General features: G+C 59.6%; 22 protein-coding genes. 12 read left to right on the top strand and 10 right to left on the bottom strand.

Annotation, left to right across the window (positions count from 1 at the left end):
* Positions 1 to 75: 75 nt before the first annotated feature.
* From rlmN to M5J09_RS00190, 3 genes are all read left to right on the top strand, one after another.
* Positions 76 to 1,182, top strand: a complete 1,107-nt coding sequence (rlmN, locus tag M5J09_RS00200) for a 23S rRNA (adenine(2503)-C(2))-methyltransferase RlmN (RefSeq protein ID WP_042533308.1) — start codon at positions 76 to 78, stop codon at positions 1,180 to 1,182.
* Between the two features lie 75 nt (positions 1,183 to 1,257).
* Complete coding sequence (locus M5J09_RS00195) at positions 1,258 to 2,088, top strand: ABC transporter ATP-binding protein (RefSeq protein ID WP_257156595.1); 831 nt, start codon at positions 1,258 to 1,260, stop codon at positions 2,086 to 2,088.
* Positions 2,088 to 3,674, top strand: a complete 1,587-nt coding sequence (locus M5J09_RS00190; protein ID WP_257156594.1) for an ABC transporter permease — start codon at positions 2,088 to 2,090, stop codon at positions 3,672 to 3,674. Before M5J09_RS00195 ends, M5J09_RS00190 begins: the two co-directional genes overlap by 1 nt.
* 101 nt (positions 3,675 to 3,775) lie before the next feature.
* Here M5J09_RS00190 and M5J09_RS00185 read toward each other — a convergent pair whose 3' ends face one another.
* Positions 3,776 to 4,264, bottom strand: a complete 489-nt coding sequence (locus M5J09_RS00185; RefSeq protein ID WP_070535800.1) for a DUF2631 domain-containing protein — start codon at positions 4,262 to 4,264, stop codon at positions 3,776 to 3,778.
* A gap of 180 nt (positions 4,265 to 4,444) precedes the next feature.
* Between M5J09_RS00185 and dxr the strand changes: the two genes are divergently transcribed.
* The 5 genes from dxr to map are packed head-to-tail and all read left to right on the top strand — an operon-like array spanning position 4,445 to position 10,880.
* Positions 4,445 to 5,611 carry a 1-deoxy-D-xylulose-5-phosphate reductoisomerase gene (dxr, locus tag M5J09_RS00180; RefSeq protein ID WP_257156593.1) on the top strand — a complete coding sequence of 389 codons (1,167 nt, stop codon included), beginning with the start codon at positions 4,445 to 4,447 and terminating at the stop codon, positions 5,609 to 5,611.
* Positions 5,612 to 5,626: 15 nt separating this feature from the next.
* Positions 5,627 to 6,835 carry an RIP metalloprotease gene (locus M5J09_RS00175; protein WP_257156592.1) on the top strand — a complete coding sequence of 403 codons (1,209 nt, stop codon included), beginning with the start codon at positions 5,627 to 5,629 and terminating at the stop codon, positions 6,833 to 6,835.
* A gap of 54 nt (positions 6,836 to 6,889) precedes the next feature.
* Complete coding sequence (gene ispG / locus M5J09_RS00170; RefSeq protein WP_257156591.1) at positions 6,890 to 8,053, top strand: flavodoxin-dependent (E)-4-hydroxy-3-methylbut-2-enyl-diphosphate synthase; 1,164 nt, start codon at positions 6,890 to 6,892, stop codon at positions 8,051 to 8,053.
* A gap of 59 nt (positions 8,054 to 8,112) precedes the next feature.
* Positions 8,113 to 9,975 (top strand): penicillin-binding transpeptidase domain-containing protein, encoded by a 1,863-nt coding sequence (locus tag M5J09_RS00165; RefSeq protein WP_257156590.1) that lies wholly within the window; start codon positions 8,113 to 8,115, stop codon positions 9,973 to 9,975.
* Positions 9,976 to 10,007: 32 nt separating this feature from the next.
* Positions 10,008 to 10,880 carry a type I methionyl aminopeptidase gene (gene map, locus M5J09_RS00160; protein WP_042531345.1) on the top strand — a complete coding sequence of 291 codons (873 nt, stop codon included), beginning with the start codon at positions 10,008 to 10,010 and terminating at the stop codon, positions 10,878 to 10,880.
* Positions 10,881 to 11,063: 183 nt separating this feature from the next.
* Here the strand turns inward: map and M5J09_RS00155 are convergent, their stop codons facing one another.
* The 4 genes from M5J09_RS00155 to M5J09_RS00140 form a co-directional block, all read right to left on the bottom strand.
* Entirely contained in the window at positions 11,064 to 11,462 is a 399-nt protein-coding gene (locus tag M5J09_RS00155; protein ID WP_042531343.1) for a hypothetical protein, read from the bottom strand.
* 42 nt (positions 11,463 to 11,504) lie between these two features.
* On the bottom strand, positions 11,505 to 11,921 hold the full coding sequence (locus M5J09_RS00150) for a hypothetical protein (RefSeq protein WP_042531341.1): 417 nt from the start codon (positions 11,919 to 11,921) through the stop codon (positions 11,505 to 11,507).
* 319 nt (positions 11,922 to 12,240) lie between these two features.
* Complete coding sequence (gene mtr / locus M5J09_RS00145; RefSeq protein WP_257156589.1) at positions 12,241 to 13,638, bottom strand: mycothione reductase; 1,398 nt, start codon at positions 13,636 to 13,638, stop codon at positions 12,241 to 12,243.
* Between the two features lie 15 nt (positions 13,639 to 13,653).
* Complete coding sequence (locus M5J09_RS00140) at positions 13,654 to 14,658, bottom strand: alpha/beta hydrolase (protein ID WP_257156588.1); 1,005 nt, start codon at positions 14,656 to 14,658, stop codon at positions 13,654 to 13,656.
* A gap of 304 nt (positions 14,659 to 14,962) precedes the next feature.
* On the opposite strand from M5J09_RS00140, the gene mqo reads away from it, so the two are divergent.
* Complete coding sequence (gene mqo / locus M5J09_RS00135) at positions 14,963 to 16,465, top strand: malate dehydrogenase (quinone) (RefSeq protein ID WP_257156587.1); 1,503 nt, start codon at positions 14,963 to 14,965, stop codon at positions 16,463 to 16,465.
* A gap of 288 nt (positions 16,466 to 16,753) precedes the next feature.
* On the opposite strand, the gene M5J09_RS00130 is transcribed toward mqo, so the two are convergent.
* Positions 16,754 to 18,142, bottom strand: coding sequence for a protein adenylyltransferase SelO family protein (locus tag M5J09_RS00130; RefSeq protein WP_257156586.1), 1,389 nt, complete (start codon positions 18,140 to 18,142; stop codon positions 16,754 to 16,756).
* 1 nt (position 18,143) lies between these two features.
* A complete protein-coding gene (locus M5J09_RS00125; RefSeq protein ID WP_257156585.1) occupies positions 18,144 to 18,950 on the bottom strand; it encodes a PhzF family phenazine biosynthesis protein in 807 nt (268 codons plus the stop codon).
* A gap of 51 nt (positions 18,951 to 19,001) precedes the next feature.
* On the opposite strand from M5J09_RS00125, the gene M5J09_RS00120 reads away from it, so the two are divergent.
* Complete coding sequence (locus tag M5J09_RS00120) at positions 19,002 to 20,315, top strand: DUF4921 family protein (RefSeq protein WP_257156584.1); 1,314 nt, start codon at positions 19,002 to 19,004, stop codon at positions 20,313 to 20,315.
* Positions 20,316 to 20,325: 10 nt separating this feature from the next.
* Here the strand turns inward: M5J09_RS00120 and M5J09_RS00115 are convergent, their stop codons facing one another.
* Positions 20,326 to 21,450 carry an AAA family ATPase gene (locus tag M5J09_RS00115; protein ID WP_257156583.1) on the bottom strand — a complete coding sequence of 375 codons (1,125 nt, stop codon included), beginning with the start codon at positions 21,448 to 21,450 and terminating at the stop codon, positions 20,326 to 20,328.
* A 77-nt stretch (positions 21,451 to 21,527) separates the two neighbouring features.
* The gene (gene yaaA, locus M5J09_RS00110; protein ID WP_257156582.1) at positions 21,528 to 22,247 is read right to left on the bottom strand and encodes a peroxide stress protein YaaA; all 720 of its coding nucleotides are present in this window, start codon (positions 22,245 to 22,247) and stop codon (positions 21,528 to 21,530) included.
* A 32-nt stretch (positions 22,248 to 22,279) separates the two neighbouring features.
* Between yaaA and M5J09_RS00105 the strand changes: the two genes are divergently transcribed.
* The gene (locus M5J09_RS00105; RefSeq protein ID WP_257156581.1) at positions 22,280 to 24,049 is read left to right on the top strand and encodes a proline--tRNA ligase; all 1,770 of its coding nucleotides are present in this window, start codon (positions 22,280 to 22,282) and stop codon (positions 24,047 to 24,049) included.
* A gap of 27 nt (positions 24,050 to 24,076) precedes the next feature.
* A complete protein-coding gene (locus M5J09_RS00100; RefSeq protein ID WP_257156580.1) occupies positions 24,077 to 24,460 on the top strand; it encodes a hypothetical protein in 384 nt (127 codons plus the stop codon).
* Positions 24,461 to 24,469: 9 nt separating this feature from the next.
* On the opposite strand, the gene M5J09_RS00095 is transcribed toward M5J09_RS00100, so the two are convergent.
* Entirely contained in the window at positions 24,470 to 25,339 is an 870-nt protein-coding gene (locus M5J09_RS00095) for a hypothetical protein (protein WP_257156579.1), read from the bottom strand.
* Between the last annotated feature and the right edge of the window lies 1 nt (position 25,340).

Below are 25,340 nucleotides of genomic sequence, written 5' to 3'. Positions count from 1 at the left end.
AACATGTCACTTTCGCCACTTCAGCGGTACTTCGATTGGATAATGTGGCTAAAAACGTGGAAAATGGGCTTCACCATGGCTGAACCACTGAAACTGAATTTCTCCGCTCCGCGTCGCGGTCTACCCCCGAAGCACTTCGCGGACTTGACCGAGGACGAGCGCATCGAGGCACTCGCCGAACTTGGCCTGCCCAAGTTCCGAGCCAAGCAGTTGGCCAAGCACTACTACGTCCACCACACTGCTGACGTCTCCGAAATGACGGATATCCCGGCCGCGTCCCGTGAGGCCGTCCAGGAGAAGCTCTTCCCGGAGCTCATGACGCCCATTCGCCAGACCTCTACGGACGATGGTGAAACCACCAAGTCCCTCTGGCGTCTGCACGATGGCACGATGCTGGAGTCGGTGCTTATGCGTTACCCAGGCCGCGCCACTTTGTGTATTTCTTCGCAGGCTGGCTGCGGTATGGCGTGTCCCTTCTGCGCCACGGGTCAGGGAGGCCTCGACCGGAACCTCTCGACCGCCGAAATCGTGGAACAGTTCCGTCACGCTGCCCGCCTCATGGAGGCAGAAGGTGGCCGCCTGAGCAACGTCGTGTTCATGGGCATGGGTGAGCCGCTGGCCAACTACAAGCGCGTGGTTCAGGCGGTCCGCCAGATCACCGGCCAGGACCTCACCGGTTTCGGACTGTCTCAGCGCAACGTCACCGTGTCCACTGTGGGTCTGGCGCCGGCTATCCGCAAGCTGGCGGATGAGGATCTGTCCTGCACACTGGCTGTCTCCTTGCACACCCCAGATGATGAGCTGCGAGATAGCCTCGTGCCGGTCAACAACCGCTGGCCGGTCGACGATGTGCTCGATGCCGCCCGCTACTATGCCGATAAGTCTGGCCGCCGCGTCTCTATTGAGTATGCGCTTATCCGTGACAAGAATGACCAGGACTTCCGAGCGGATATGTTGGGCCAGAAACTGCATGCAGCGCTGGGTTCCAAGGTTCACGTGAACGTCATTCCGCTCAACCCCACCCCGGGCTCCGAGTGGGATGCAGCGCCGAAGGCACGCCAGGATGAGTTCGTTCGTCGCGTCATCGCTCAAGGCGTGCCCTGCACGGTGCGCGACACTAAGGGCGATGAGATTGCCGCGGCCTGCGGCCAGCTGGCAGCTGATGAACGGGAGACTGCGTAACTAGCGGCTTACAGTTGTCTAACAAAACAGTGGAAGACACCCCGACACCACTGAGTCTTGATACCGTTAACCGTTATGACTCACCCTTATCGCGAGACACTTGTGCCGGATCCGCGAAGCCAGGCTTTGGCCGTGCGCGACTTCTGCAAATCCTTTGGTAATCAGACAGCCGTCAATCATCTCAACCTCGATGTACCGCGCGGCTCCATCTACGGAATCGTGGGGCCGAATGGTGCAGGTAAGACCACCATGCTCACCATGGCCTGTGGCCTGCAGCGCCCCGACGCCGGTCAGAGCTTTATCGCTGGCCATGACGTGTGGGCAGAGCCCATCCCAGCCAAGCAGTCCATGGGTCTGCTCATGGATGGTGCTCCTGTCTTCGACCGCCTGACTGGCGCCGAGTATCTCCACTACTTGGGTGCGCTGCGCAAGCTGGATCGTGAGGAGTCCCTGCGTCGTGCGCAGGAGCTTCTCGACGCCCTCTCCCTCGCCGACGCCGCCGACAAACGCATCGTGGATTATTCCGCCGGAATGACGAAAAAGATCCTCTTGGCTGGTGCTGTCCTCCACAACCCAGAGGTTCTCATCCTCGACGAACCGCTAGAAGCGGTGGACCCGGTGTCGGGACGGCTTATCCAGCAGCTGTTGCGTGCGTATGCCTCGCGCGGCGGCACGGTGATTCTGTCCTCACATGTCATGGAGCTGGTTGAAGGCGTGTGTGACCACGTCGCCATCATTAACGGCGGGCAGGTCATTACTGCCGGCCACGTCGATGATGTGCGGCAAGGGCAGAGCCTTTCTGACCTGTTCATCGCGGCCGTGGGCGGGCGCGACTTGGATGCCTCGAAGTTTGGATGGCTGCGCTCACCGTCACAAGGCATGCACGATGCAGAGGGAGGGGAGTAATGACCTCAACACTCTTCCGACTCCATCGCACTTTGTGGTGGCGCAGTGTGTCCTCCAATGCTTCGTCCATCATGATGATGCTGATGATGGCCTTATACGGCTTTATCGGAGTAGTCAGCCTGCTCCTGATGGCGTGGACGGACATGTCAGAGCCAGGCAATGGCTATCATTCCCTGACCCTTGGAGCAGCCGGCGGCATGCTCATCTACGTTGTGCTCGCCATCTTCATGCCGGCGGGGGAGAACCAGCTTTCACCGTCCACGCTCGGTGCGCTTCCGCTGACCCCAAAGGAGGTGTACCCGGGACTGCTCTGGGCAAGTGTGCTGACGACTCGTGCACTTTTGTCGGTACTCTTTTCCACGGTGTATGCGGTGGCCGGAGCCATCATCCTTGTGCTGCAGGGAGCGGCTTTGTACGCGTTTCCCTTTGTCGTCGGCATGATTCTGGCATGTATCACCACCATTGTCTTTGGCGAGTGCGTGGGATTCATTGCCTCCGCTATTGCTAACTCCCAAAAAGCGGGCGTCCAAGTCGCTGTGATGATCGTCATCGGCCTGCTCGTGTACGGCATCCTTCAATTGCAATCTGTGCTGGAGACCCTTCCCTCTCTCGGAGTCATGGGTTCCATCGCCGCCTGGACGCCATTCGGTGCTGCGGTGGGGTGGGGGCTTTCGCTTGCCGCTGGTCACCTCATCGCCGCCTTAGCCCAGCTACTGATCGCGGTTCTCACCGTTGTTGCGCTGTTCTGGCTGTGGGCGGGGCAGGTTGCCAGGGTCATGCAGAACCCCGAGGCCGGCAGCGAGCATACCGCCGAAGTAACAGGGGAGGGAGTGTCAGCTTTTGAGCTTGGCACGTGGTCGTATACGAGTCCAGCCGCGATGGAGTTCACTCGCGCATTGCGCTATATTCGCCGTGATAGGCGCCTTATGGGCATGATTGTCGTGCTGCCTTTGTTCGCCATCTTTGTTTTTTACCAGCTGTGGCGCGGCGATGACTTCGTGGCCTTCTTTATGTTCTGTTTCAGCGCCGTCATGATGTCGACCATCCTGGCCAACGATTATGGATTTGACGGTCCGTCGAACTGGGTGAGCATGGTCGCACCAGTTCCCCCGCGCACCATTTTGCACGCCCGGCATCTTGCCCACATCGTGGGCCCTTTCGCAGTCCACCTCGTCGTAGCGCTGATTATCATTGTCTGTGCTGAGGACACACGCATCGCAGCGTTGGCGGTAGCGGTGGGCGTCGGTACCTTTATTTCAACGGCCGCCATCAGCATGGGGCTTACCGTGCTCAATCCCTATCCTCTGTCGGAGCCGGGGGCGAATCGCTGGAATGACAAGTCTGGTTATTCCGGTGGCGCTTTCCTCGCAGCGTTTGCCGGCATGCTCCTCGCTTGGATGCCGGTGGTGCCGGGCATTATTGTTTCGTGGATGGCCTATGACCATGGCTGGCCGCTCTTTGTGGGGCCTGTTGTGTCCCTGCTTTTCCCGGTGATTGCCTACGTCGTGGTGTGGCGACTGGCCGGAAACTACGCGGACAAGCACATGCCCGAGATCTACTCCAAGGTTGATCACTACGTGAGCTAGCATCCTTGTGTGTGGGCATCAATGACGTGCGCACAAGAAAAGCTCCCCCGTTTCCACTCATCGTGGAAAGCGGGGGAGCTGTGTTTGTGAGGCGATTTCTCTTACTGAGAAACCGGCTTGGCGGCATGGCGGCCGCTGGATACCGGGGTGGCATCGACACCGGTGGTCGCAGCAGCAGAGGTGCCGCGCAGGTGAGTGAGGCGGGACGGCTCAATGTTGAGGGCGCGCAGCTCATCATCGGTCAGAGCCGCGTAGACGTTGTGAACGGTCTTCTGCTCGTAGGCCCAGTCCGGCTCCTGGTGGCCCACCGGCTTGTTGCGGGCGGTCAGGGTGCGAACCTGGGAGAGCTTCGGCTGCAAAGCGTAAATCACCAAACCGAGAGCGATAACTACGGCAAGGGCAATGAGCCAGATGGTCTCCACGTGGCCCTTGTGGTTACCGAAGTTGTAGGCCAGCAGGAACAGGACAGAAATCCAGCCAGCGATCTGAACGCCCGAGCGGCTGATGCGGGACCAGCCAAAACCTGCAGACGGGACGTCGTCAGTGGATATGCCGTCGAAAACCTGCGATGCCGGCTTGTGGGAAGACACTTACTCTCCTTTGTCTGTACACGCAGCTCACCGCAGGACTAGCGGAATCTAGTTGAGGTAAGCGCACGAAAATGCCAGTTATTCTGTGTAGTAGTTTAAAACATCCCGCCGCCAACCGCGATTAAACACCCCCGCGGGATTATCTTCGGCCATCGTGCTACTCCGACTAGGGTTAACAGGGTGAGTACCCAACGCATTCTTATTCTCGGATCTACTGGCTCGATCGGCACCCAGGCACTGGAGGTTATCGCAGATAACCCGGAAAAATTTACGGTCGTCGGTATCGCCGCCGGCGGCTCGAATCCGCAGCTGGTCATCGAGCAAGCCCGTGCTCTCAATCTTTCGTTTGACCACGTGGCCGTCGCAAAGCCAGAGGCGGCACGTGAGGTCTCCGATGCACTCGGCGGTACCGTGCTCTCCGGCCCGGACTCCGCAGAGCAGCTCGTTCAGGCCGTCGATGCAGACAAGGTCCTCAATGCGCTGGTGGGCTCGATGGGGCTGAAGTCCACCATTGCCACCCTGGAGAAGGGGGAGGTGCTGGCGTTAGCTAACAAGGAATCCTTGGTGGCGGGCGGATCCATCGTGACCCGCCTGGCCACCGACGGCCAGATTGTTCCCGTTGACTCTGAGCACTCCGCGATGGCGCAGTGCCTGCGCGCGGGCAGTGGGGCAGAACTCGATCACCTGGTTCTCACCGCTTCCGGTGGCCCGTTCCGTGGCTGGACCCGGGACGAGATGTGGGATGTCACCCCGCAGCAGGCTGCTCAGCACCCGACGTGGTCCATGGGGCAGATGAACACGCTGAACTCTGCCACGCTGGTCAACAAAGGGCTGGAGCTCATTGAGGCGACGCTGCTTTTCGGCGTCCCCGCGGACAGCATCGAGGTCACCGTCCATCCTCAGTCCATCGTTCATTCCATGGCGACTTTCACCGACGGCTGCACCATGGCCCAATGCTCCCCGCCATCCATGAAGCTGCCTATTTCCCTGGCCTTGGACTGGCCGCATCGCGTGCCCGGGGCGCAACCGGCTTTGGACTTCTCCACCGCGCATGAGTGGCGCTTCGAGCCGCTGGATGATGAAGCTTTCCCCGCAGTGCGTCTTGCCCGCGAGGCGGCTGCTGCGGGAGGCACGCATGCAGCCGTGTATAACGCAGCGAATGAGGAGGCAGCTGCAGCCTTTCTTGCTGGTCGGATTCACTTCCCGGAGATTGTTGACGTTGTTAGCCACGTCCTTGGGGAGGCTGCGCAGTTTGCTGGTGTACCCTCAACCGTCGATGATGTCCTCACCGTGGAAGGTGAGGCCCGCCGCCGCGCAAATGCGCTGGTGGATTCGCTCGCTCATTAGAAAGCCCCTTCATCTATGGCAAATATCCTGGGCATCGTACTTTTCGCCCTAGGGATCGGCATTACGGTCGCCCTGCACGAGGCTGGCCACATGCTCACTGCACGTGCTTTTGGCATGCGTGTGCGTCGATTCTTCATCGGCTTTGGACCTCGTGTGGCATCGTTTAGCCGTGGCCATACCGAATACGGCCTCGCCGCTTTCCCTGTGGGTGGTTTCTGCGATATCGCTGGCATGACGGCCCAGGATGAGTTTCTTACTGAGGACGAGGCACCGCATGCGATGTTTAAGAAGCCGTGGTGGCAGCGCATCATCGTGCTCGCGGGCGGCATCACGGTCAACTTGCTCCTCGGCTTTTTTATCCTGTTCATCATCGCGATGACCACGGGTCTCCCGAACCCAGACGCGGATGTGCGCCCACGTGTGGGTGAGGTGTCCTGTGCCGCGAACCAGAATATCGATGGTGAACTCGAGCCCTGCCAGGGGACGGGGCCGGCGGGAGAGGCCGGCGTCGAGCCTGGAGATATTGTGTTGGCTCTTAACGGTGAGAAGATAGACAACTTCACCCAACTGCGTGATTCTGTCATGCAGCATCCGGGGGAGACCGTCACTCTCGAGGTGGAGCGCGATGGTGCGATCCGGGATTTTGATATTCCACTGGCCACCGTGACGCGTCTTAATGCCGAGGGAGAGCTCGTCACTGTTGGCGCTATCGGTATGACCAACCAGACCATCGACATCGTGGAGACCTACTCCTTTATTGAGGCCTTCCCCGCCACTGCCCGCTACACAGGGCATGTTCTCGATGCGACGGTGCAGGGCATTGCGCAGTTCCCCGCGAAGATCCCCGGTGTCGTGGCCTCTATTTTCGGCCAAGAACGCGATGTCAACGGACCCATGTCTGTCGTCGGCGCTTCCCGCGTGGGCGGTGAACTCGTGGAACGCAGCCTCTGGTCGTACTTCTTCATGATGCTGGCGTCGCTGAACTTCTTCCTTGCGCTGTTCAACCTCATTCCACTCCCGCCTTTCGACGGCGGCCACATCGCCGTGATCCTGTATGAGAAGGTGCGCGATGCTGTGCGGCGCTTCTTGAACAAGGAACCGAAGGGGCCGGCGGATTACACCAAGCTCATGCCGATTACCTATGCACTCGCATTCCTTCTCATGGCGGTGGGTGCTCTGATCATCGTCGCCGATGTGGTCAACCCGGTTCGCCTGTTTGGATAAGCGCATGCGGTGCTAGAGTGGGGGCGTTAAACCCCGATTATCCAAGGAGCGCACATGTCGACCCCCATCGGTCTTGGAATCCCTGACGGCCCACCCCCCACCTTGGCGCCGCGCCGCAAGACGCGCCAGCTGATGGTCGGCCAGGTAGGCGTGGGCTCAGAACACCCCATCTCCGTGCAGTCGATGACGACGACGAAGACGCACGACGTTAACGCCACCCTGCAGCAGATCGCGCAGCTTACGGCCAGTGGCTGTGACATCGTTCGCGTGGCCTGCCCAAAGACGGTAGACGCGGAAGCTTTGCCCGCAATTGCGAAGAAATCGCCGATCCCGGTCATCGCGGATATCCACTTCCAGCCCAAGTATATTTTCGCCGCCATTGATGCCGGTTGTGCTGCCGTGCGCGTCAACCCGGGTAACATCAAGGAGTTTGATGGACGCGTCAAAGAAGTGGCTAAGGCTGCAGGTGATGCCGGCATCCCGATCCGCATCGGCGTTAACGCTGGTTCGCTGGATAAGCGGGTCATGGACAAGTACGGCAAGGCCACTCCAGAAGCACTTGTGGAGTCTGCACTTTGGGAAGCCGGCCTCTTTGAAGAGCATGGCTACGGCGACATCGCCATCTCCGTCAAGCACAATGACCCAGTCATCATGGTGGAGGCTTATCGCCAGCTAGCTGCGCAGTCTGACTACCCGCTGCACCTCGGTGTGACCGAGGCTGGCCCCGCATTCCAGGGCACCATCAAGTCCTCCGTAGCGTTCGGCGCCCTGCTGGCTGAGGGCATCGGCGACACCATCCGCGTGTCGCTGTCCGCTGACCCGGTAGAGGAAATCAAGGTGGGAGACCAGATTCTGCAATCGCTGAACCTGCGTCCCCGCAAGCTGGAAATCGTGTCCTGCCCGTCCTGTGGACGTGCCCAGGTGGACGTGTACAAGCTGGCCAACGAAGTCACCGAAGGTCTCGATGGCATGGAGTTCCCGCTACGCGTGGCCGTCATGGGATGTGTTGTGAATGGTCCCGGCGAGGCACGCGACGCCGATCTCGGTGTGGCCTCTGGTAACGGTAAGGGCCAAATCTTCGTCAAAGGTGAGGTCATCAAGACCGTCCCTGAGTCCAAGATTGTGGAAACCCTCATCGAGGAAGCCATGCGCCTCGCAGAGGAGCAGGGCCTTGAAGCCGTCGAGGGCGCCAAGGCTGAGGTTCGCGTCACTCAGTAAGCACCTTTCGCGGTGTGGGGCGGCCGTCGTGTCGCCTCCACCTGCTACACTGCCCAAACATGAAGAGGTTGGTGGCGCTGCTGGGCGCAGTAAGTATCGCGGCGTCCTCGGTGGTTGCCTGCACTCCGAAGCCGGTCTCGGCGGAACCTGTGGCCGAGCAGTTCCTCGAGGACATGGAGACCCGCAACAACGAGGAACTCGCCGCGCTTATCGACGATCCCTCGACCGCCACCTCAACCCTCGACGCCACCTTTGCTGGCCTTCAAGCCGAGGGACTCGACGTGGAGCTGACTGGCGTCGAACAAGAGGATGCCCGCGCCACCGCTCATTATTCCGTGACATGGACCCTGCCGCGTGACCGTACCTTGCGCTATGACACGTCCATGCCCTTGACCCGCAAGGACAAGGAATGGACGGTGCGCTGGCAGCCCAGCATTGTGCATCCTGATTTGGGTGCGCACCAGCACCTTGAGCTGCGTTCTATTGCTCCGAAGCGGGCTGGTGTCGTGTCTTCTGATGGCGTGGAGCTTATGTCCCCGGGGCTGCAGTACCGGTTGGTCGTCGATACTGATACGGCAGGTGATGTACGCCCAGTTGCGGCTAAGATTTCGAGTGCGTTGAGCCAAGCCCACCGCGATGATGACTCGATTCCCGAAGTCGACGCGGGCGAACTTGCCAAGCAGATGGAAGAGGCCGACGGCTCCTACTCCGTCGCCATGCTTACTGATGCCCAGGTAGGCCGTGTGCGCCCAGCGTTGGAGAATCAGAAGGGCATTCGTTTCAACGAAGAACCGGCACTCATAACCCGCGATACTGGCCTCGCACCAGATATTCTCGCCCGTGTTCGCTCCATGGTCTCCGAAGAGGTTAACGGCACTAACGGATGGTCTGTGTCCGTGGTGAACGAACATGGTGCTGCGCTGTCCGATGTCGAATATCACGAGCCTGAGGCCGCTCCGTCCATTAAGGTATCGCTGGACTACGACGTGCAGCGCGCGGCCCAAGAAGCAGTTAATCTGCGCTCAGAGTATGAAGCGATGATTGTTGCCATGCGGCCATCGACTGGCGAGATTCTCGCGGTAGCCCAGACTCCTGAAGCCGATAAGAAGGGTGATATTGCCCTGCAGGGCCAGTACCCTCCGGGCTCGGGGTTTAAGATTGTTACGGCCGCGGGGAGCGTCGACAAGCACGGGCTCAACCCCGATTCCATCGTGTCGTGTCCCGGAACCAAGGACCTGTACGGGCGCATCGTGACGAACTACAACGGGTTCTCGCTGGGTTCTGTAACGCTGCGCGAAGCTTTTGCTCAATCCTGCAACACCACATTTGCTGAGATTTCAACGAACATGGACAAAGGTGAACTGCAGAAGATTAGCAAGCAATTTGGTTTGGGCATCGACTACGAGATTCCTGGCTTGTCGACGGTGACGGGTTCCATTCCAGAAGGGGAGACGCCTCTGGACCGTACTGAGGCCGGTTACGGTCAGGGCCTTGACCTTGCCTCTCCTTTTGGCATGGCGCTTGTGTCCTCTACTGTCGCGGCCGGCAAGACGCCTACGCCTACCTTCATCGAGTCCCACAAGACAAAAACCTCTGAACAAGTCGAACCGCCCAGTCCAGAAACGATTAATCAGGTGCGCGACATGATGCGCCAAGTGGTCGTCGGCGGTACAGCTGCAGGTATGCAAGCCGGGGGCACTATCTATGGCAAGACCGGTGAGGCGGAAATCAACGAAGGATCACATGCGTGGTTCACCGGATACCGTGACGATGACATCGCGTTCGCCACGCTGGTTGTGCTGGGCGGTGGCTCAACTATTTCGGTCAATATCACGGATAATTTCCTCCAGCGCCTTGATGAGTATCGCGCTGAAGGCCACGGCGACTTACCCGTGGCCGAGGAACAGCAGCCGCCTTTGTGAGCCTTGAGGACAGAGGGCTACCATGGGTAGTCATGACTACGCGCGCGAAGCTGAAGCAAGAAAAAGACACTCCCATCCGCACAGTTCCGAAGGACATCGAGCGTCCTGAGTACGTGTGGAAGGACACGGTGCAGGAGGCTCAAGGCGAGCCCTTCATCCAGACCCCGGAGGTCATCGAAGCCATGCGTGAGGCATCCCGCATTGCTGCCAACGCCCTCCAAGAAGCCGGTAAGGCCGTAGCACCTGGTGTTACCACGGATGAGGTGGACCGCGTGGCCCACGAGTACATGTGTGACCACGGTGCTTACCCCTCCACACTGGGCTACTTGGGTTTCCCGAAGTCGTGCTGTGTGTCCCTCAACGAGATTGTGTGCCACGGTATCCCGGATACCACGGTGATTGAAGACGGTGACATCGTCAATATTGATGTCACCGCTTTCAAGAACGGAGTCCATGGTGATACCAACGCCACCTTCTTGGCCGGCAACGTTTCTGAGGAGCACAAGCTGCTTGTGGAGCGCACCAAGGAAGCAATGATGCGCGGCATCAAGGTAGCGAAGGCCGGCCGTGAGATTAACGTTATTGGCCGTGTCATCGAGTCCTACGCCAAGCGCTTTGGGTACAACGTGGTGACAGACTTTACCGGCCATGGTGTGGGCCCAACCTTCCACAATGGACTCGTCGTCCTGCACTACGACTCCATGACCTATCGCGACGTCTTGGAGCCGGGGATGACCCTGACGATTGAGCCGATGATTAACCTTGGCTCCCTCGACTATGAAATCTGGGACAACGGTTGGACCGTGCAGAACACTGATGGCAAGTTCACGGCGCAGTTCGAGCACACTATCGTCATCACTGAGGACGGCAATGAAATCCTCACCCTGCCGGGTGAGCTTGACTAAGAGCTAACCGCTGGCACACCAAACCAACTAAGTAACCCAAGGGCCCTAACTGACGCAGATCCGCTAGATTTTGGCGGCGGCGAGTTCAAGATCTGCGTCAGTTAGGGTCCTTGCCTTGGGCCTTGAAGAGTAAAAGCGCCCCACTCCGGAATGGAGTGGGGCGCTGTTTACGGCGCTAAAGAATTAGCGGCGGAAGAACGGATCCAGAACGTGTGCCGGAACGATGTGGTTGTACACAGCGAAGTTGTAGGCAGCGAACAGGGCGCCAGCAATAGCGGTGCCGAGGGAAGCGTAGAGGCCCTCGCGAGCAGCCTTAGCCCAGGTCGGGTTGGTGGTGTCATCAGCAACGTTCTCGCCGAAGAGATCGGCGCCAGCTACGTCCTGGTCAGCGTCGGTAGCGTCGCCCCACTTGGAGGACAGGGTGGCGTCGCTGTCGTCAGCCTGGACCTTGTCGTTTGCGGAGGAGAGCTCGGAGGAGAGGGTGGTCTCCTCGGTCTCAGCTGCGAAAGCAACGGAGGTGCCAGCGAAAGCAACGGAAGCGGCGGTTGCAGCAGCAACGGCGGCGGTGCGGAAGTTACGCATGAAGTTTAAGCCTTTCGGAAAAGTGTGTGTGAGTCAGACGTCTTAGAAGGACGGGCCGTGGACGAAGAAGTTGTAAACGACGCCGATGAGGCCCATGACGGAAGCGACTGCGCTAGCAACGCCAACACCGTAAGCGGTCTTGGCCCAGGTCGGCTGACCCTCGAAGGTCTCCGTCGGGCGAGACTCATCAGCGTCGCCGTACTCGGACTTGGAAGAACCGAAGAGGGCACGGCCGTTGGCCTTGGTGCCAATGTTGTCGTCCTCAGAGATGTTGAACTGGCCGCCAACCTTGGAGGACAGGGAGCCCTCCGGCTTGTCGTATGGCTGGCCAGACTCAGCGTCGTTGATGGCGGTGGTGGTGTTGGAGCCGTCGAAAGTAGCTGCGGTGGCAACGGTGGTGCCGCCGAAGACAACTGCGAGAGCGGTAGCGCCGGCGAGGGCTGCATTGCGGATACGCATATCAAATGTCCTTAAAGTCGTACGTTCAAGGTCTCCGAGTGGAGATGCCTAGATTCACAGGGATAGGGATGAGTTGGTATCCCCAGAACACACTGAGCCGGTGAGAGCATCGACTCATTCCGGTGTCTGTATAAAACGTAGCCAACAGCTACTCAAAATGCACGTTTGTTGGAACATTTACCTTGGTAGGGGTGCTTGTTACCCCCCAAATGTAGTTGAGTTCTGGACGTACGCTGTGAGAAGTTACCGTTGTAAAGGGTGGCATACCGTGCGATTTGCCAACGGTTACGTGGCAGCATTCCCTGTGAAGTGAAATGCGTCACAGCGGTGAATCTAATTGCCACTCGAGGCCGAGTACAGCATTTTCTACGACCTCGGGCAGGGCCGGGTGGATCCAATACTGTGAACGGGCAAAGCTCCGCATGTCGATGCCATATGCCATCGCGGTGATGAGCTGCTGAATCAGCGTCGAAGCTTGCGGTCCCATGATGTGGGCTCCGAGGAGTTTTCCTGATGCATGGTCAGCGACCAGCTTGCAGATTCCCGTCGAGTCCTCCATAGCCCAGCCGTAGGCAACATCCCCGAAGTTCTGGATCTTCACCGTGACCTCGTAGCCCTGCTCGCGGGCTTGTGCTTCTGTGAGGCCCACCGTGGCAATCTGTGGGTGAGTAAAGATGGCTGAAGGGACGTGCTTGTGCGGCATAGCGCGCAAGTCCTCTGGGTGGAGAAGGTTGTGCTGGACTGCACGCTGCTCAGCGTTCGCAACGTGCTTGAGCATGTACGGTGAGGAGACATCTCCAAGGGCCCAGACGCCATCGCACGTGGTGCGGCCAAAGTCATCGACCTTGATGCGGCCATCGCTGCGCACCTCAATGCCACTGGCCCCGAGATCCATCTGGTCGCCATTGGGACGGCGGCCCGTGGCGACGAGGATGGCATCGGCTGCAAGGACAGTTCCGTCATCAAGCGTGAGGCGAACGCCCTTTCCGTCGGATTCAAGGGCCGTTCCGGTGCCGGTATGGACATTAAAGCGTTCGCGGGCGATCTCAGTGAACCGTGTACTCACATCCTCGTCGAGGAAGCGAAGGAGTTTGTCGGAACGGTTGACCACGGTAACCTCCGTGCCCAAGCCGTCAAAGACGTGAGCAAACTCCATCGCGATGAAACCCCCGCCAACGATGATGAGGCTTTGGGGCTGCTGCGGCAGGCGCATGATGTCCTCATTAGTGTGCACTGGGACATCTGTGCTGGCATAGGGCTCGGGGAGGACTGGCCGCGATCCGGCGGCGATAACAATGTGTTCGCCGGTGATGATGTCGTCACCGCACTGGAGGGTCTTCGGGCCAATGAAGCGAGCGTGTTGGTCAAAAACCGTGATGTTGGGAGTCTCATCGCCGCGCCGGTACGCTTCGCCGCCCTCGGCGATCTGGTCGATGCGGTTGTGGAAGACGCGTTCGACGATGCCGTTCCAATCCACTGCATCTACATGGGCACTGACCCCGAGGCGTTTGCTCTCGCGGGCTGCGAGAGCAACGTCGGCGGCGTAAACATACATCTTTGTGGGGATGCAGCCGACGTTAAGGCAGGTACCGCCGAATGTTCCCTTCTCAATGATGGCGATGCTTTTGTCATCAAGGTCAGGCGAAGGAATGGAATTTCCGGAGCCGGTGCCGATGATGACGAGGTCAAAGTGCTGTGGGGTAGTCATAGATGCCATTCTAGGCTGCGTTGACTATTCAACCGGTGCGACCGTGCGGAGCCACTCGCTGGCGGCAGAGAAGGCATCATCAAGCGGCTCGGGGCGCGACAGGAAAAGATCATGGCGTCCGTCTTTTACCACGTGGAGGGTGTACTGCGAGCTGAGCTCCTTTGCCCAGCGCTGGCTTTGGCGCTGATCGACTACCGTATCCGCCGTGTTTGCTGATTCTGAATAATCCTTGCCCAGTTCCGACCTATGTGACGTCATAGTCAATAGCGGTACGCCGATGTCGACGTGACCCGAGTGAATGGCGTCGAAACCCTTGAACACAGCTGCGAGCCAGCCGAGATATTTCGCATGCCCGCCTAGTGGCTTGAACGTGAGGTCGAAGTCCCAGTCACCGTGCTGGCTGGAGTGCACGGACTCGCCGTACGTGGTGAGATCGCCGGCGGGGATTTCGAAGCGCGGAGCGATTGTGGCGCCGGCATAGATTGCGTACTTTAGCGCCTCATAGGCGGCATCCGAGACACCCATCATGGCGAGCCACGGGCTATTAAAAATTACGCCGGCAATGCGCTTGAAACGCGCGGAATCCGTTCGGCGAAGACGATCGAGCCACAGGGCAACGATCGTGCCTGCTGTGGAGTGTCCCATGATCACTACGCGGGAATGTGGGAGCGCGTCGAGCGCTGCATTGAGATCTGCATCGTAATAGCGAAGGTCACTAATGTAGTGCCACGTCTGGCCTTCCTGTCGGGAGCGACCGCACTTGCGGAGATCTAGCGCGTAGAACGCGTAGCCCTGCTCGTAGAAGTATTCGGCGACGTGGCTGTGGAAGAAGTAGTCCGTCATGCCGTGAACCCACACGAGGGCTGGGCGATCGTCGTGGGCGGCGTCTGCGTCACCGCCGGGGCAGTAGCGCACCAGTGTGGCGCGGACATCCCCTTCACCGTCAGGATCAGCGCCAAGTTCGAGGGGGACGGACTGGAAATCAGGTCCGAGAATGTCCTCGGCCCACGCGAGTTCATTAATAGTCATGACCCATATAGTAGGCTCTTGAACTAAATGAGTGCTCCGGATCGCGCTCAGGTGGGGGATATGGTCTGCACCACAAAGGGGGTAACTCGCTGCGGACCGGGCATTTCTTTCTTACAGAATGCCTATTTCACCCCAAGGGGCGTAAGGTGAAGATAATGCTTGACGGATCTCCCTCTGCGGGTGATCTGCGTGCCGGCTTGGTTCCTAGCATCGTCGAGCGCTTTCTCACCGCGCTCTGTGTAGCCCGACTACGCAGGGCACTTGACCACATCGAATACATCGACTCAAAGAGGTAATAAGTACAGTGTCCTCCGATAAGAAGACAGCACAAGTAGTAGACGAGGTTGAGGTTGCCCTCATTGGTGCGGGTATTATGAGCGCCACTCTCGGCGCCATGCTCCGCGAGCTCGAGCCGAGCTGGACCCAGATGGTCTTCGAGCGCCTCGATGGTCCCGCGCTTGAGTCGTCCTCCCCGTGGAATAACGCCGGTACCGGCCACTCTGCACTGTGCGAGCTGAACTACACCCCAGAGAAGAACGGCCGTATTGACGTTTCTAAGGCCATGAACATTAATGAGAAATTCCAGATTTCTCGCCAGTTCTGGTCTCACCAGCTCAACAACGGCATTCTCACCGACCCGAGCGCCTTCATTAACCAGGTCCCGCACGTGTCCTTCGCTCAGGGCTCTATCCAGGTGGATTACCTCAAGCGTCGCTACGATGCGCTCAAGGACAACCACATGTTCCCGAACATGCAGTTCAGCGATGATGACGCTACCTTCCAGGAAAACCTGCCGCTCATGTCTGAGGGCCGTGACTTCAACTCCCAGAAGGTTGCTATCTCGTGGACCGACGCTGGTACCGACGTGAACTTCGGTGCCCTGACTAAGCAGTTCTTTACTGCAGCTAAGGCCGCGGGTACCGAGATTCGCTACGGCCACGAGGTCGTTGATATTAAGCGCGATGGCTCCAAGTGGCGTGTGACCGCCAAGAACCTGCACACCGGAGACTATGAGGCAGTCCACGCCAAGTTCGTCTTCGTCGGAGCCGGTGGCTACGCCCTGGATCTGCTGCGCAAGGCTGGTGTTCGCGAAGTCTCTGGTTTCGCGGGTTTCCCGGTCTCTGGTCTGTGGCTGCGTTCCAAGAACCCGGAGCTCGTGGAGAAGCACAACGCCAAGGTCTACGGCAAGGCTGCCGTCGGCGCTCCGCCGATGTCCGTGCCGCACCTTGATACCCGTGTCATTGACGGTGAGAAGGGACTACTGTTTGGGCCGTACGGAGGTTGGTCGCCGAAGTTCCTCAAGAAGGGTTCTTACTTCGACCTGTTCAAGTCCATCCGCCCTGACAACATCACCTCCTACCTTGGCGTTGCCGCCCAGGAGTTCGGCCTGACCAAGTACCTGGTTTCTGAGGTTCTCAAGGACTTCGACAAGCGCGTCGAGACCCTCAAGGAGTACGTCCCGAACGCTGATCCGAATGACTGGGAGACCGTCGTTGCAGGCCAGCGCGTTCAGGTCATCAAGCCGGCCGGTGCGCCGCACTTCGGCTCCTTGGAATTCGGTACCACTCTCATCAACAACCCGGAGGGCAACATCGCGGGCCTGCTCGGTGCTTCCCCAGGTGCGTCCATCACCCCAGCCGTCATGGTTGAGCTGCTGGAGCGCTGCTTCGGTGAGCACATGATCCAGTGGGGCGACAAGATTCAGGAGATGATTCCGTCCTACGGCATTAAGCTCTCCAAGGATAAGAAGCTCTACAACGAGATGTGGGAGTACACCCAAAAGACCCTGCGCCTCGAGAACAAGTAGGCCACCAGCCAACTCTCAGGAACTGACAGGAAGTGTTCAGTGCTGTCGAACGCTTCCTCAAGGACAACGCTCCATACTTATGTTGTGCGTTTGAGAGAGCGCATGCGAGAGATAGAGAGAACCCCAGCCGCGCGGGGCGGTCGGCCTGAGAAACCGACCGGGAGCGCGGCAGTGAGAGATAGAGACACACCGGCGCCCCGAGCCTCCGTTTCCTTTCCGGCGGAGACCTCGGGGCGCCGGTGGTTTTCTTTTGTCGGTGCAGCCGCAGGAGAGAGGGGCGGAGGGAGCCTAGGTGCCGCAGAACGTGAGATAGCCCTCGGTGCCGCCGGGCTGCTCGTATTCCGCCGCGGCGTCAAAGGGGTGAGTCGCTGCCTGGAGGAAGCGGTAAAACTCGGACACATCAGCCAGAGCTGTTTCCACGAGGCGTGGGCGAGGCACAACCCGTGGAGTGGATGCTGTAAGGACGTCGACGTCGAGGGTGCTAGTGCAGTATTCATCCACGAAGCGCTCATCGCCGAAGAGTTCGTACGCCGTAGCGCGGTCGCCGGAAGCAGCTGCCACGAGGGCCCGGTTGGCCTGCGTGAGATCCGGACGGGAATGCTTAAGCGCTCCGGTGTACTCCTCGAAGAGTTCCTCGGGGAGCTGAAGACGGCGGTGTGCGTCGTCCCTGCGTGCACGTTTATAGCGCTCGCCGAAGGAAGTGATGGCATCCTGCGCCCAGGTGAGGGCGGTGTTGGGGGAGTCGTCGAAAAGCGGCAGTAGCGACTCCGCTAAACGAGCCAGGTTCCAGCCCACGATGTCCGGCTGGTGCCCGAAGCGGTAACGGCCCTGCGTATCAATAGAACTAAAGCATGTATCGAGGTCGTAGTCCTCCATGAAGGCACACGGACCATAGTCAATCGTTTCACCGGAGAGGGTCGTGTTATCGGTGTTCATGACGCCGTGGATAAAGCCCAGCTGCATCCAGTTGGCCACGGTGGCAGCTTGGGCCTCCATGACCCTGGTAAAGAGAGCACGATGGTCAGCGCCAGGGTAGTGGCGCTCGGTGGTGTACTCCGCGAGCTGTTTGAGCAGGCCGGGTTGTTCGGATTGGGCTGCGAAGTGGAAAGAGCCCACGCGGATGTGGCTGGAGGCTACGCGCACGAGGACGCCGGCTTCCTCCACAACCTGGCGCTGGAGGGGCCGGCCGGTGGCGATCACCGCGAGAGAGCGCGTGGTGGGGACTCCGAGCGCATGCATGGCCTCGGAGAACAGGTACTCGCGCAACATAGAGCGCAGTGTGCCGCGGCCATCGGAGCCATAGCGTGAATAAGGCGTGCGCCCAGTTCCCTTCGCATGCAGATCCCAGAGTCCTGTCGGATTGTGTGGCGTGATGGGGCCGGTCATTTCGCCGAGGAGGAGCGCGCGGCCATCGCCCATGGATGGGTTGTACTGCCCAAACTGGAACCCGGCATAGGCCATAGCATGGGGAGTTTCTGGCCCGCGTCCGAGGAGAAACTCAAGGCCCTGGTTTGTGCGCAGCCATTCCGGGTCAAGGCCTAGCTGGGTAGCTAGGTCCTCATTGAGCACGATGAGGCGTGCGGCGGGCTGTTCCTCGCCGCGCGCAGCGGACACCATGCTGGGAAGACGGTGAGCAAAGTCGTGGTGAAGGTCAAATGGAAGAGAAGAAGCCGTCATATTAGGACACCAACGTTCCGCGCACGCGAATGTGGGCCTCGCCGCCAACCCAGATGTTATCGCCATCGTCGGTGATGAACACCTGACCATCGCGGCCAACCTGACTGCCTTGGGCGGCAGTATAGCTGGCGGGCACGGCGTTCTTGGCGCGGAGGAATTGGGCGGCGCCGCCATTGAAGGAACCAGTAACGGGGTCCTCGAACTGGGCGGTGATGGCGCGCACCTCGTAGGCGGGGCTAGTGTCGCCGGTCAGTCCGACCACCCCTACCTTGACGCCTGGCGTCGGCGTGGGAGTGAGTGCACGAACGGCATCGGCAGACTCCAGCTGCACGAGACGCCAGCCCGGGCCGTTATCGACCCACCCTGAGTCCACAACGTCAGCGACGTCGACGCCGAGGGCCGAGGCGGCTTCATCAAGCTCAGACTCAGAAAGTTCCCCCTCGCGCACCAGTGGTGGGGTGGCGAAGGCGAAACGGCCCTCCTCTTGGCGCACCGTGACGAGGCCCACGCCGCATTCTTGAACCAGAGTTCCGGTCTTGCCGTGGAGCTCAGCTACGACGCGGGCGCTGCCGAGCGTGGGGTGTCCGGCAAAGGGGTATTCCTCGTGCGGAGTAAAAATCCGCACTCGATAATCCGCAGCTGGGTCAGTAGGTGAGCACAGGAACGTGGTCTCAGAAAAGTTGGTCCAGTGTGCGATGCGCTGCATCTCCTCGGCGCTCAAATCGTCAGCGTCAGCAATCACAGCGAGTGGATTTCCACTGAACGGTCCGGTGGCAAAGACATCTACTTCGAAGAATCGGTGCTGCATGGACTCCAAGTCTAGTCGCACGGTGCCGCACGGAGGTCTACTCTGGGCTGCATGAGCGAAGCACTCTTTAGCCGCGTCGAGCCGATCCAGACGATGGCGGACGGAACCGTCAAGCAGATCAACCCCTTCTCTGGGACTGAGGTGTGGACAGTTCCTGGCCGCGGCAACCGCCCGTTGTCGCACTCGGCTAAGGATCCACAGCCGTTGACAGCTGATGCGCATACTCAGACCTGTGCATTCTGCTCAGGGCGCATGCTCGATACTCCGCCGGAAAAGTCTCGCATTCTCCCTTCTGGGGAGATCCAGAGCGGCCTGCTGCCGCATGAGCTCGACAGTTCGACTCCGGCTTTCCGCCGTGTTCCCAACTTGTTTGAGATTGTTTCTTATGATTATTGGCACGACAACTACGGCTACACCATGGACCCGGATTTGGCCCGTCATAAGGAACGCTATGAGGCTGATGAAGCCGGGCGTGCGCACGTGCTCAATGTGGTGCGTACGAAGCTCAAGGCCGCAGGCAGGGACGCCGCGCTTGACGACGACTCCCTCCTCGCCCTCGCTGATGGTTTCTTCGGCGGCGGCCACGATGTCATCATCGGTGCGCGGCACTTTGTGGACGGCGCGACGGATGACAGTCAGCTCGCGTCCTCCGGCACACTGAGCCCGGATGAGCACTTCTTGCTGACGACCTTCACGGCGGAATCCACGCGGGAGCTTTATCAGCGCAACCGCTATGCGGACTATGTGGCCGTCTTCCAAAATTGGCTGTCACCGGCCGGCGCGTCCTTTGACCACCTCCACAAGCAACTCGTTGCCATCGATGCCTTGGGAATGGCCGCTAACCAGGAAAACGCCATCCTGCGCAAGCACCCCAACATGTACAACGACTGGGCGGTCGGCTACGCAGCCAAGCGCAACCTAGTCATCGCGGAGAACGAGTACGCCGTGCTCTTCGCTGGCTTCGGTCACCGCTATCCCACCTTGGAGGTGTACTCCAAGTCGCCGTGTTGTGAGCCATGGGAGCAAAGCCCCGGCGAGGTCCGCGGCATGTCTGATCTCATTCACGCAGCCCACGCGGCTGTGGGCCCCGATGTGGCCTGCAATGAGGAATGGCATCACCGCCCGCCGAGCATGGATCTGCCGCAGCCGTGGCGCGTCATGATCAAGCTGCGCGTGTCCACCCTCGCCGGCTTTGAAGGCGGCACGAAGGTCTACATCAACACCATTGATCCGTGGAGCCTGCGCGATCGTATTGTGGACGCTCTCTTCCGACTTCGCGAGCGCGGGAAGATTGCCTCCGGTATCGCCATCGCCACTGAATGCGATCTCAAGCGCAACAGTTTGCGCTATCACCCGCTGGTGTAATCGGCTAGGTTTAATCCACGTAGGTTTGTTCGCCGCCTGCGTGAAGATAATTGCGGAGGTATGGCAGCGCTAGGGCAACTGTACCGTGCCGTGGGGCGTCGATAAGCCCCTGTTCTAGCAAACGCGCGCGCACTTCACTGAGAGACGTTGTTGTTGTCTTGAGCTCGTGAGCGATAGCACCGGAGGTGGCCGTTCCAGCTTCATCTGCTATGTCTGCCAGCGCGTGTAGGTACTCAAGTTGGCGTTGGCTTAGTGCACGTACCGCAGGATCATGCACATGCGTTCCTATTGTCGTGATTGCCTCATCGAGAACAGCGTCAACGGTTGTTGAGGAAATGGTCGTTTCACTGGCTTGTGACGCGGCGTTCCAGGCCAAGTACCCGATGAGCTGGATGAGGAAGGGATAACCGTGGCTAGCTTCAGTAGCGCGGTCGGCAGCTTCGTCGTTGAAAGCAATCGATGTTAGTGCTGCAGTATCTTTGAAAGCGCTGGTTGTAGCTTGCGGGTTGACAGGTCCAAGGTGAAATCGGCGGGCACGGCGCAAAAACGTTGTTCCCGGTAGGTGTAGAAGCTTGTCAACACCAGCAGTAAGCCCTGCCATCACAATGGCAACGTCGAGTTCATCGCGAACAAGATGCTGGAATGCGACTGCGATGTTCTCAAGGCCATGAGGATCGGCGTCTTGAATCTCATCGATAGTAAGTAGAATTCCGCTGTCTTTGAGATGAGCGGAGAGTTCACGCAAGCGTGATTCCAATGTTGGCACCGGTGGCGTACCGATCTCTTCAGTACCAATGCCACCGAGGCCCGCAATGCGAATGTCCTTGATTCGACGGGTTGATGGAGAAGACAGCTGGTTGATCTTTTCTGGAATGATGGAGTCGATGAGCTGAGTGACTGAATTGCTTCGGCCACTGACTCGAATAACAGCCCATCCTTGTTGGGCTGCGAGGTCCTCGAGCTCAGTCAACAGGACTGTTTTGCCCATCCCACGATGGCCGCTAATAAGCATTGCGCGATTGGGGTTTCCAACTCCGCCGCCGAGCCCAACCGTGAAGTCATTGAGAACTGCACTGCGGCCAGCCCACTTTAGCGGGCTAGCGCCAAAGGTTGGGCGAAAAGGGTTTCCAGTCATACTGAGAGTATATAGCAGTCAGATAAATTGATAAATAGATAAATCGGCGGGCGTTGATAAATTGATAAATAGATAAATCAGACCACGAGCACCAGCTCGCTGCCGCGCAGTTCGGTGCGCATGCCCGCGTCCTGAGCTATGTGGGCGGCGTCCTCGATGGTGCTTACCTCGCTGCCGCGCAGTGCGAGTATGCGGGCAAGCTCGCCCTTATAGTGCTTGTTGAAGTGCGAGACGACCTTGCGTGAGCCATCCTCCTGCACGGACTCCACGCGCACCGTGGCAGCCTCCTTTAGCTTCCCCAACTGTTGGTAGGTGCCAGAGCGCATGTCGATGATCAGTTCAACGTCGGCAAGCGCACGCAACTCATCAGTAATCGCCGTGCCCCAGCGTGATTTCAGCGTGCGCCCACCCAGCTTCGTCCCCCCGGACAGCCGGTAATGGGGAATGAGGTCATTGGCGCGCACAAGCCCAAACAAGGCATCGCCCACTGCCAGGAACTCACGCGCGTCAGCGGGAAGGCTAGAGGCATCGAGAGCGTCATACAGCACGCCCGTGAAACGCTCAAGAGCAGGCATGGTCGGAGAGGACTCCAACTCACGATTGGATTCGGCCTCCGCACGCAGCTTCTGCGAAATTTTCAGTACGGCGAGGGCCTCATCGACCTCAAGGGATGACAACGCAGCGGCAATCTCGCGGCGGATCGGAGTGAGCTCAGAGAAGGAGAGCGCGTCCCAGTTCACGGGTGCGCCGTCGCCGCCATGGGCCTTGGTCTCGGAAGGAGGGAGGATGATCAGCATGGCTACATGCTAGCGATGTAGACTGAACAACCATGATTACACGTCTTTCTGAGCTTTTCCTCCGCACTCTTCGTGAGGATCCGGCTGATGCCGAAGTACCCAGCCACAAGCTTCTCGTCCGTGCAGGTTATGTGCGCCGCGTCGCGCCAGGCGTGTATACGTGGCTGCCGCTGGGTCTGCGCGCGATGCGCAAGATTGAGGACGTTATCCGTGAGGAGATGAACGCCATCGGCGGCCAGGAAATGCTGTTCCCGGCCCTGCTGCCGCGCGAGCCTTATGAGACCTCGAACCGCTGGACAGAGTACGGCGATAACCTCTTCCGCCTCAAGGACCGCAAGGGCGCTGATATGCTCCTCGGGCCCACACACGAGGAAATGTTCGCCACCGCGGTGAAGGACATGTACTCCTCGTACAAGGACTTCCCGGTCACGCTGTACCAAATTCAGACGAAGTATCGCGATGAAGAGCGCCCGCGCGCCGGTGTTCTGCGCGGCCGCGAATTCACCATGAAGGATTCTTATTCCTTCGACATGTCCGATGAGGGCCTTGATGAGTCTTATGCTCGTCACCGCAAGGCCTACCAGAACATCTTCAACCGCCTCGGCATCGACTACGCCATCTGCAAGGCCACCTCCGGTGCGATGGGTGGCTCGGCCTCCGAAGAGTTCCTCGCGGTCTCCGAGGTCGGTGAGGACACCTTCGTGCGTTCCACTGAGGGCGACTACGCCGCTAACGTGGAGGCAGTCGTCATGCAGGCTCCGGAGGAAATTCCTTTCGATGGTTTGCCGGAGGCCCAAGAGCACGAGACCCCGGACGCGGAGACCATCGAGTCGCTGGTGGAGTGGGCCAAGAGCGCGGGCGTCACCGTTGACGGGCACGAGGTCAGCGCTGCCGACACCCTCAAGTGCATGATGATCAAGGTGGCCGCTCCCGCGGCCACGGAAGAGGAGAAGGAATGGGAGCTGGCTGCGGTTCTTATTCCCGGTGATCGTGGCTTGGATGAGAAGCGCCTCGAGGCGTCCCTGGAGCCGGCTGAGTTCGAGCTTGCCGGTGAAGCTGACTTTAAGAAGAACCCCTTCCTGGTCAAGGGCTATGTGGGGCCGCGCGCCCTCAACGCTAACGAGGTAAAGGTTTACGCCGATCCCCGCGTGGTGTCGGGCACTGCCTGGATTACGGGTGCGGATGCCCCGAACCGCCATGTTGAAGGATGCGTCGCTGGACGTGACTTCACCGTCGATGAATACATCGAGGCCGCTGAAGTCAAGGAAGGCGACCCAGCCCCGAATGGTCAGGGCACTCTGACCTTGGAGCGCGGCATTGAGCTCGGCCACATCTTCCAGCTGGGCCGCAAGTACACCGAGGCCTTTGACGTTCACATCCTGGATGAGAATGGCAAGCGTGCTGTTCCGACTATGGGCTCTTATGGCATCGGTGTGACGCGCATGCTCGCTGTTCTGGCGGAGCAGCGCCACGACGAGAAGGGCCTCAATTGGCCTGTGGCTGTGGCGCCGTATCAGGTGCACGTGGCCGTGGCCAACAAGGATGCTGCCGCCATGGAGGCAGGGCAAAAGCTCGTGGAGGACCTAGACCGCGCGGGAATCGAGGTGCTTTTCGACGATCGCCCGAAGGTCTCCCCAGGCGTCAAGTTCAAGGACGCTGAGCTGCTCGGTATGCCGTTTATTGCTATCTTGGGACGCTCCTTCGCTGACGGCATCATTGAGCTGCGTATCCGCGGTGGTGAGACCCGTGAGGTCCCTGCTGACGAGATCGTCGATACCCTCACTGAGCTCATCCGCGGATAAGAGGGGAGCAAGCGTAGGCTAGCGGGCATGAGTTCACACAAGCCCGCCCTGACATATCCGATGGCCGGCGCCCTTTCCACAATGGGCATTCTGCACTTTGCTAAGCCAGAGCCATTCGAGTCGATCATTCCCCCGCAGTTGCCGGGACCGGCCCGCTTCTACAACTTCACTTCTGGTGCCTGGGAAGTGGTGACAGGTGGGCTGCTGGCCAATCCCTCGACGCGCAAGGTCGGCGGCCTGTCCGCCTTTGCTTTGCTCGCAGCCGTCTGGCCAGCGAACTTCTATCAGGCCTACAAGGACCTTTCGAGCGGCACAGCGTCGACCGGCAAGAAGATCTATCACGCGGTGCGCTTGCCGCTGCAGATCCCGGTGATGCGCTACGCCTGGTCGCTGTACGCGGACAAGAAGTAGGCCACACGCTTAGGCGGTGTGGAAGCGGTGTGATTGCGCCGCAACCGCGATAAGCCAACGCTGCCACGCCGACGTGGCTTCAGCCTCGCTATCGCTTCCTGCAGTCGCCGCGGCCTGCGTGGCAGCATCGGTCCACTTCAGAGTGTCATTGTGTGCGACGGTGTCGATGAATTCACGTGCTGAATCTGCATCCTGGGGTAGCGCCCCACCGGGAGATTGATATGCCGCTGCGGGTTGGGGCACAGCGCCGAGCTTGTCCAAAACTACCTGCAGCTCCAGAATGCGGTGTTCATGTACGTCGAGGCGCTCATCGATGGTCTCCTCCAGCTCCGATGCAGCGTAGGAGCGCGCGAAGTCGAGGGCGTAGACCTGTTGGTATTCCCACTCGAGGAGATCGACCGCTTGGTCTCTTTCAGGCTTCGTTAGTGCCGGGGCCGCGCCGAGCTCGTCACCAGTCCACGCTTCCAGTGCGATGGCCTGCGCCACGACAAGCGCACGGGACTCCGAGGACACGTGGTCGAGTTGTTCTTCGGTGGACGTGGAGGCGTCGTGAAGCACTGTGGAAACATCGGCGGCCTCACGCGGCGCCACGTCCCTGTCAACCGCACAGGAACGTGGGGCTTGACCGTTCTCATCCCGTCCGCACAGGCGATCAATTTCCCCATAGAGTTCTTCCGCGTGCTGCGAGCGTAACGCCGCAGCGTCGGCATCGAGCGCCTGTAAAGCTTCAGCATCGGCGCTCGCGGCATGAGCGAGGGAGGTCAAGGCGGGATCCGCGCGCGGACCAAAATAGTCCACAACGGCATTGGTGGCTTGGCAGCCACTGAGCCACGGCGCGGCTACGAGGGCGAGGGCAGGCACAACTACTCGGCGGTTCACG

The sequence above is a fragment of the Corynebacterium sp. BF-R-2 genome, assembly GCF_024586525.1.
Classification (GTDB): Bacteria; Actinomycetota; Actinomycetes; order Mycobacteriales; family Mycobacteriaceae; genus Corynebacterium; species Corynebacterium singulare.
The sequence above is the reverse complement of the archived record's forward strand: the minus strand, read 5'-3'. Positions and strand labels throughout refer to the sequence as shown.